The 7,606-nt window shown below is 38.5% G+C and carries 4 protein-coding genes and 2 pseudogenes; 3 read left to right on the forward strand and 3 right to left on the reverse strand.

Annotated features, from left to right (window positions below):
- Nucleotides 1–414 precede the first annotated feature (414 nt).
- Nucleotides 415–1,738 (reverse strand): annotated as a pseudogene (locus BM135_RS06100) (SLC5/6 family protein).
- Nucleotides 1,739–2,635: 897 nt separating this feature from the next.
- On the opposite strand from BM135_RS06100, the gene BM135_RS06105 reads away from it, so the two are divergent.
- The 3 genes from BM135_RS06105 to BM135_RS06115 are packed head-to-tail and all read left to right on the forward strand — an operon-like array spanning nt 2,636 to nt 4,382.
- Entirely contained in the window at nt 2,636–3,307 is a 672-nt protein-coding gene (locus BM135_RS06105) for a CsgG/HfaB family protein (RefSeq protein WP_092518824.1), read from the forward strand.
- A 59-nt stretch (nt 3,308–3,366) separates the two neighbouring features.
- Nucleotides 3,367–3,723 carry a DUF4810 domain-containing protein gene (locus tag BM135_RS06110; RefSeq protein WP_092518826.1) on the forward strand — a complete coding sequence of 119 codons (357 nt, stop codon included), beginning with the start codon at nt 3,367–3,369 and terminating at the stop codon, nt 3,721–3,723.
- The gene (locus BM135_RS06115; protein WP_092518828.1) at nt 3,723–4,382 is read left to right on the forward strand and encodes a DUF799 domain-containing protein; all 660 of its coding nucleotides are present in this window, start codon (nt 3,723–3,725) and stop codon (nt 4,380–4,382) included. The genes BM135_RS06110 and BM135_RS06115 overlap by 1 nt, the downstream gene beginning before the upstream one ends.
- Before the next feature lie 89 nt (nt 4,383–4,471).
- Here BM135_RS06115 and BM135_RS06120 read toward each other — a convergent pair whose 3' ends face one another.
- Both BM135_RS06120 and BM135_RS06125 read right to left on the reverse strand, forming a co-directional pair.
- A complete protein-coding gene (locus tag BM135_RS06120) occupies nt 4,472–5,812 on the reverse strand; it encodes an MATE family efflux transporter (RefSeq protein ID WP_092518830.1) in 1,341 nt (446 codons plus the stop codon).
- A 435-nt stretch (nt 5,813–6,247) separates the two neighbouring features.
- Nucleotides 6,248–7,452 (reverse strand): annotated as a pseudogene (locus tag BM135_RS06125) (MFS transporter); the annotation flags it as partial.
- Nucleotides 7,453–7,606: the final 154 nt, after the last annotated feature.

Raw genomic sequence — 7,606 nt, forward strand, 5'->3', positions numbered from 1 at the left:
CATCTCTTTTTATCATACGAATGAAGTTGCGCTTGAGTATTTAATGTTTTATATGTTTTTACGCATTTTTAGAAAAAAAATAAGTATTATATATGGTTAATGCGATTGATATTGGAGTAATATACTTATTAAAGGGGATTGATTGGTTCGTTAGATTATGATTTGTAAGGTTTATTATTTCGATGTTTATTCTAAGGAATTCATCGTTTTTTGTTCAATTTATGAAATTTACTTAAACAGATATTTTTCATGATTAATTAAATATCAGTCCATCATTAAAATGCTTATTTTATGAATGAAGTATGCGGAATATGATTTGATTAAGGCCAAAAAACTGCAAAAAGAAATTTCTTGGCCTTTTTCAATATTGGCTTTCGGGCACTCGGACAGCTCTTATGATGAACAGTTCTTATGTCAGGAGAAGGCCAAGAAAGGGGAAACGCATAACAAGATCCCGGTAAAGATGATCAAAATGAGAGATATCCCCTTGTAATGGTACAAACTGGGAACCTTGTAAACTAAATAGGCAGGAATGAGGCAGCCAACGATGCCAAATATTGGGCTACAGATGGAAGTAAAACTCAACACTGGTGCATTTAGGATAATGGCGCTCCATGCCAATAAGATGGCAAAAACCATAATGCCTTTTTGAATCCACTTTTCATTGATTTTTTCGACAGGCATCAGGCGAGCAAGAATATTCATGGCAATTCCTTGGCTGGCTTCACGAAATACGAGGTAAACACCAAAAAAAGCCGTCATCACAGCAAAGATATTGAGCATGATACTGACAACAATCACCCAACCACCAGGAAAAAACTGAGCGGCAATTGCCAGTGCTGAAATATTCTGTTCATAGGCTTTGACCGCTTCCTCGTGTCCCATTGCCATTGTAAAAGAGATGGCATAGAAAAATACCGTACAAAACAGGACACCAAAGGCTATATTCATCGTTCTCAGCGCCTTATGACGGGCAACTTCACGATTTTTCTCCCGATTGCGGTAAGAAATCACCATTGGACTAATTGTTTGGATAAACAGGATAGACGTGAGTGTAAAAGGCAATGTGATGATGGCTTTTTTGATCAATAGACCGAAGGGAGGCAATGCCCCAATATTGTAAAGATGCCACATACCAATCATGGAAATTCCCAATGTTGCGACAACAAATAACTTTGTCATGACCATCAAGCTGGATACTTTGAACAGCAATCGTTCACCACGAGATGAAATAGCGACCAGCACACAAATTAACGCCAACCCATATAATGGATTTTTTTGATATTAATTCATCGGTGATTTCAAATGGTTGCAGGTAAGAAGCACTGTCATTGGTTATGGACATGGAATAAACAAACATCCAGATCACCAGCATAATGAAGTAGAGTATGCCTAACAGAATTCCCCAGTTTTTACCAAGATAGCCACTGATGACACTAGGATAATCTTTGCATTCTGGCGACTCTGCGAGAGTGTTGATGAAGAGTCGCTGAAAAAGATACATGGCGGGATAACCAATAACGGAAGAAAGCAGGAAAACCCACAATCTCATCAACCCAACCTGAACAGGCAAGAAAACAATTCCGGCCCCGATTGCCATACCAATACTTATAATGACCCAACCAGTATCAGTATGGTTGAATTTTATTGCTTTTTTCCATTCTGTTTCCGTCATGTTGGCACGTTTGGCCGATGAGGATAGGTGTGGCGTGTCATTGTTTTTTATTGCTGTTTTCATAATAGCTCTCGCTTACATCTTTACTAAATAACCGCTCTTTTAGTAAGAGAGTTATCGTGTGCTGATAGTAAATGATTTCAAGGAGAAAAATTCTCCTAAACATTCCATCTATTACAGTTTTGAGAGAACAACAAGGGTATTGTGAGTATTTGTGATATTAATAATTAAAACAACCAGAAAGAAAATTGCGTGCTTTACCACGTTTGTATCAATTCAAAACACCTTGTCAGTATTAAACCCTATTTTTTGTTAATATTATGATGTAATTCAGTATATTAATCTAGGATTTTTTGCTAGTAAAATAGTGTGATGTATATTTCCATCTCGGCCTTCCGATTGGAAATAAAGATAAATCAATAAATGCTGAATAAACCTTTTTTCACTATGGTTTTTGTGGTTAGCTAAGTCTCTTAAGAGATTAGAATGAGCATTTATATACTTATTTTCATTTCCAATATTTATAATTTATATTTTAATTGAAACAACTTTTTTCGGGATATAAATGTTTTTAGATCTAACTCGATATTTATAACTATGCTAAATCGATAGCTATTCCAAATAAATAGCCATTCTAAATAAATGATTATTCCAAATGGTTTGGTGGAATGACGTTCTTATCGGGGTTATTTATTGATAATAAAGAAGAAGATTAACAATGTTTTTTATTTTTAAATAGTAACTAATATTGAAATTAACCTGACTAATAGTCACTCAGTTAGTTACCATTTAAACTCTTAAAAATCATGCAGTTATCTGATTATGACTAAAGCTTGCTTTTTAATTAAATGGACTTTTTCTGTAACAATATTTATTATCCCCTCGCTTTTATGTTAGCAGTATTCGCTGTATAAAAAACCGAACAGATTTATTTGAACATTCACTCAGGAAGACATAATAATGAAAAGCAAACTCACATTAGCCTCACTTTGCTTGGCTTCTCTCATGCTGGCTGGCTGTGCAACGGAATCTTCATCAACACTTCCCATACAAAAAGTTACTTCCTATAAAACAACCTATGCCGGTATTCGTAGCCCGATTGCCGTGGGCAAATTTGAAAACCGTTCAAGCTACCAAAATGGCATTTTCTCTGATGGCATTGACCGTTTAGGAAACCAATCAAAAACCATCCTTGTAACTCATTTACAACAAACAGGTCGTTTTAACGTATTGGAACGCACTAATTTGGCTGAGTTGAAAGCGGAAGCGGGTTTACAGGGCAAAGCTCAAAAATTGAAAGGGGCTAATTACATTATTACGGGTTCCGTGACTGAATTTGGTCGCAAAGAAGTGGGCGATCATCAATTATGGGGCATTTTGGGACGTGGCAAGTCACAAGTTGCTTATGCAAAAGTGATGCTAAATGTTGTGAATGTTGAAACTTCCGAAGTCGTCTTCTCTTCAGCAGGAGCGGGGGAATATAAACTCTCCAGTCGTGAATTCATTGGATTTGGTGGTACTTCCAGCTACGACTCGACTCTGAATGGCAAGGTATTAGATTTGGCGATCCGTGAAGCAATTAATGATCTGATAGCTGGTATTGATAATGGTGCATGGAAGCCTGCTAACTAATTATTAATTAATTATTTTTTTAAAATTAATTGGTGAAATATTTTAGGGAAAATTTTTGTATGTTTTTGATGAAAAAGACGGGGATGTTGCTGGCGACTCTATTATTGGTTGGATGTGTAAAAGCCCCTAAGACCATATATGAATGGGGTGATTATCAATCAACTCTGTACCAATATTACCAGCAGGATAAAACAGAGCCACAGGAACAGCTTCAAGCATTGCAAAAAGTTATCGAGCAAGCTAAGGCCAAAGATAAACCTGTTCCCCCCGGCCTGCACGCGCAAATGGGATTGCTTTCCAGCAAAATTGGCAATATTGAGGATGCTTTCCAGCAGTTTGAGATAGAAAAAAGCCTATTTCCTGAGTCTGCACCTTACATAGATTTTCTGTTAAGCAAGAATAAAGGAGTGAAATAATGAACCGTTTTCTGGTAGCGATTGGTACCTTATTTTTGTTGGTACTGACAGGATGCGCCGAACATAAACCGTATGATTATTCTGCACTGAGAGAAAGCAAACCTAAATCCATTTTGGTTTTGCCTGCCATAAATAAATCAGTGGAAGTGCAGGCTTCTGGCAGTTTGCTGTCCCAAGTGACTTACCCATTAGCTGAATCTGGCTATTATGTTTATCCCATTGCGGCAGTTGAAGAAACATTCCGCCAAAATGGAGTGACAGAAGCGCAGGATATCCACAATATCAGCTACAAAAAATTGCATGGTATATTTGGCGCAGATTCAGCTCTTTACCTGAATATCACGCAATATGGTACACAATACCAAATCATAAATAGTGATACCCGCGTCAGTGCGACAGCCCGTCTGGTGGATTTGCGCACGGGTAAACAATTGTGGAATGGTTTCGCAACGGCGTCTTCCACAGAAAATGACAATTACTCCAGTGGTGGTTTGATCGGCATGTTGGTATCAGCGGCCATCTCCCAGATCGTCAATACGGTTATAGACAGAGGCCATGATATTGCAGGCATTACCAGCAATCGTTTGTTAAATGCAGGTGGATATGGTCGCTTGCTGTATGGTCCTCGTTCAGAATTCTATGGCAAAGAAAAGTTATAAGAAAAAAATTATAAGATTTAATTGAAATAAAAATGCCGCAGATTTCCCTGCGGCATTTTTTTACATTTATTTTTACTGCTATTTTTAAATTAGATATCCAATCGTTTAGTTTGCCATTTTTTAGACTTCCAACGCCACGCGTTCACTAATCCACGTATCCACTCATCACAGAAAAATCCTATCCAGATCCCCAAAATTCCCATACCCATGGTGATTCCCAAAAAATAACCGACAGGAATGGAGATACCCCACATGAAAATCAGTGCGGTGTAAAGTGAAAAACGGGCATCACCGGAGGCACGCAGGGCATTGACCATCACAATGTTGAAAGTACGTCCCGGCTCCAAAAAGACAGAAATCAGGAACAGCGGCAGAAGAAGCTCAATAATCTTCTCATCTTCCGTCATGATATTGAGAAGTGGTTCCCTGAAGATCCAGAACGTTAATACGACACCTACTGTGACAATAACACCAATTTGCAGGCTTTTTAGCCCTCGGATATAGGCATCTTCAAAGCGTTTTGCCCCAACAAGATGACCAACCATAATCTCATTGCCAATACTGGTTGAGATACCAAACAGCATAATGAATAGAGATAACTGGAAATACAGAGTTTGGGCAGCCAAAGATGTTTCGCCCATCAGGCCGATAAACGCCTGCGCTGTCATATATTGCAGGATCCATACCAAGTTTTCACCGGCGGCGGGCAAGCCAATATGCAGAATTTTGCTCAACATGCTTTTAGACCAGTGCACGAGCAATTTAAACTCGAACTTAATATTCAAACTACAGAACAACAACCCGCAAAGCAGAATAACCGCAACAACTCGACCAAATACTGTAGACCATGCTACACCTTCCAACCCATATTGAGGTAGCCCAAAGAACCCATACAACACGATCATATTGCCGACAATGGTGAGCAAGTTAGCAATCAGCGTGACATACATGGCTACTTTCGATTTTCCGTAAACCCGCAGACAGGCCGCCAGAATAATCGAAATCGCTTCGGGTATCAGGCAGATACCAAGAACATGCAGATAAGCGAACCCATCATCCATCAGATTTTCGGGCAGGTTCATGATAGACAGGATTTTATAACCAAAGAATACTGTGATCAGCGCACAACCAAGACCCAGCACAGAATTAAAAGCAATAGAAATATGGATCGCCTGACTGGCTTTATTGCGTTTTCCTGAACCTAAATATTGTGCGATGACAACACTACAACCTACACTAATGAAATTAAAAATTGTAATAAAGAGATCAAAAACATGATTACCTACCCCCATCGCGGCGAGATAAGCAGAAGAAATATGGCTGATCATGTACGTATTGATTAATAACGTCGCCATATGCAGAAAGATATCAATGAAAATCGGCCAGCTTAATGAAAAAAGTGAACGATCAACAACATCAGACTGATGCATTGTAAAACCTATTTATTAGAAGTGAGATGAATGGTCTTTTTGCGGTGTGACAGTGACATACCCAGAAAGCATAGATGATTTTACAGGGTTTATTGATGAGTTGATAGGCAGAATTAAGGGAAAAGATTATTTTTGTATGGAAGATTTGTGCTCAAGTTGCAAGTGGTATTACCGGCTATAAAACATCTTTATCGTCTTAAGCTGCGATGCCTTTATCTATTGTTACTGTTCCGTCCAATTGAGCGAAACTTAGTAACTTCGTATTTAGCATTTTCAGTTGGTAATGTGAGGCAATGAATCCCGGTAAAATTACCAACAATTTTAGTGTCCGTACAGTGATTAGACATATTAAAGAATAGAAACCACCAACTATATGAGCTATTTCTCAATATAGGTCTGTATTGCGCTGCTGGTTTAGTAAGTCAATTATTTAGGTTATCTATATACTTTCTGTGCCTTACTGACATCAACCATCAGCATTGGCATCAGTAATAAACCCATCATGGCGGCTGCAAGAGTCAATAAGGCAAACATACCAGTCCAATCATATCTGTCAATGACTTGGCTTAATGGCCAACCAGTAATTGCAGCACCGAAATAAGCATACAATCCTAAATATCCGGTTACTGTACCTGCGGATTTTTTGTGGCAATGCTCTGTTGCTGAAAGACCTATTAACATCTGTGGGCCAAATACAAAAAAGCCAATACTGAAAATACAGATAGACAATAGTACATAATTATTTATAGGAATTAACCAGAGGGCCGCTACAGAAAAGAAAAGACCGAGAGAAAATAGTAGAATCACTGGTGCACGTTGGCTGCGAAATAGCAAGTCAGATCCCCATCCAGAACAAAGAGCGCCCAATAATCCACCTAATTCAAAGAGTGATAACGTAGCATTGGCATTAAGTAAGTTGGCTCTATGTTTTTCTAATAACCATAAATTACCCCAATCATTGATTGCGATCCTAATGAAATAGACGAGAACATAAGAAAATCCAAGGAGCCAGATGGTACGGTTGAATAAAATTGTTTTCCGTAAAATTTGGATCATGGACATTGGTGAAGACGATCGTTCTTGTCGTAGTTCCATAGTATCTTGTCGCCAATGTCCCACGCTAGGTAAACTGTGTTCCTGTGGAATTCCTCGTATTCTTCGACATAACCAAATTCCAAGCACAATTCCACTAAAACTGGAAACAATGAATGCAGCACGCCAACCATAATGCGTAGCTAAGAATGCGGATAATAATGGAAGAAAAATACCACTTATATTGATGGATATATTCCAAAACCCCCACCAGAAGCCCCGCTCATTACGAGAATACCAGTAAGTGAGAAGTCGGGCACATGTTGGCCATCCCCATCCTTGGAAAAAGCCATTCAACGTCCAGACAAACAGCAAGGATGACAATGATGAGCTGGAATGTAAAAATGATGTTCAGTATTCCCGTCATTAATAATCCTGCGCCCATGAACCAGCGATAACCAAGTATGATCGTGGAAAATGCCAGAAAAAAATTTTGAACCGCCATAAGCAAGGTAAAATAGACTGGCTATCCAACCGATATCATTCTTATCAAGAGCCAACTCCAACTGCATAATTGGCATAACCACACTAAAACTTTTTCGAGTTAAGTTAATCAGATAAATTATCTACATAATTGCTATAATTGCTATAATTGATATACGATAACCGAATTTTCCACTGTTCTGATGAAATCGACGATAACACTTTCTGAGCCTGAACGAATTACATTGCAACAACTGGCTTTGAATCATCCCCACCGGG

Source organism: Xenorhabdus japonica, assembly GCF_900115195.1.
GTDB lineage: Bacteria > Pseudomonadota > Gammaproteobacteria > Enterobacterales > Enterobacteriaceae > Xenorhabdus > Xenorhabdus japonica.

What these genes read in the sequence shown, in the direction of transcription:
- BM135_RS06105 (WP_092518824.1), top strand. Translation starts at nt 2,636, where the DNA reads ATGAAAAGCAAACTCACATTAGCCTCACTTTGCTTGGCTTCTCTCATG.
- BM135_RS06110 (WP_092518826.1), top strand. Translation starts at nt 3,367, where the DNA reads ATGTTTTTGATGAAAAAGACGGGGATGTTGCTGGCGACTCTATTATTG.
- BM135_RS06115 (WP_092518828.1), top strand. Translation starts at nt 3,723, where the DNA reads ATGAACCGTTTTCTGGTAGCGATTGGTACCTTATTTTTGTTGGTACTG.
- BM135_RS06120 (WP_092518830.1), bottom strand. Translation starts at nt 5,812, where the DNA reads ATGCATCAGTCTGATGTTGTTGATCGTTCACTTTTTTCATTAAGCTGG.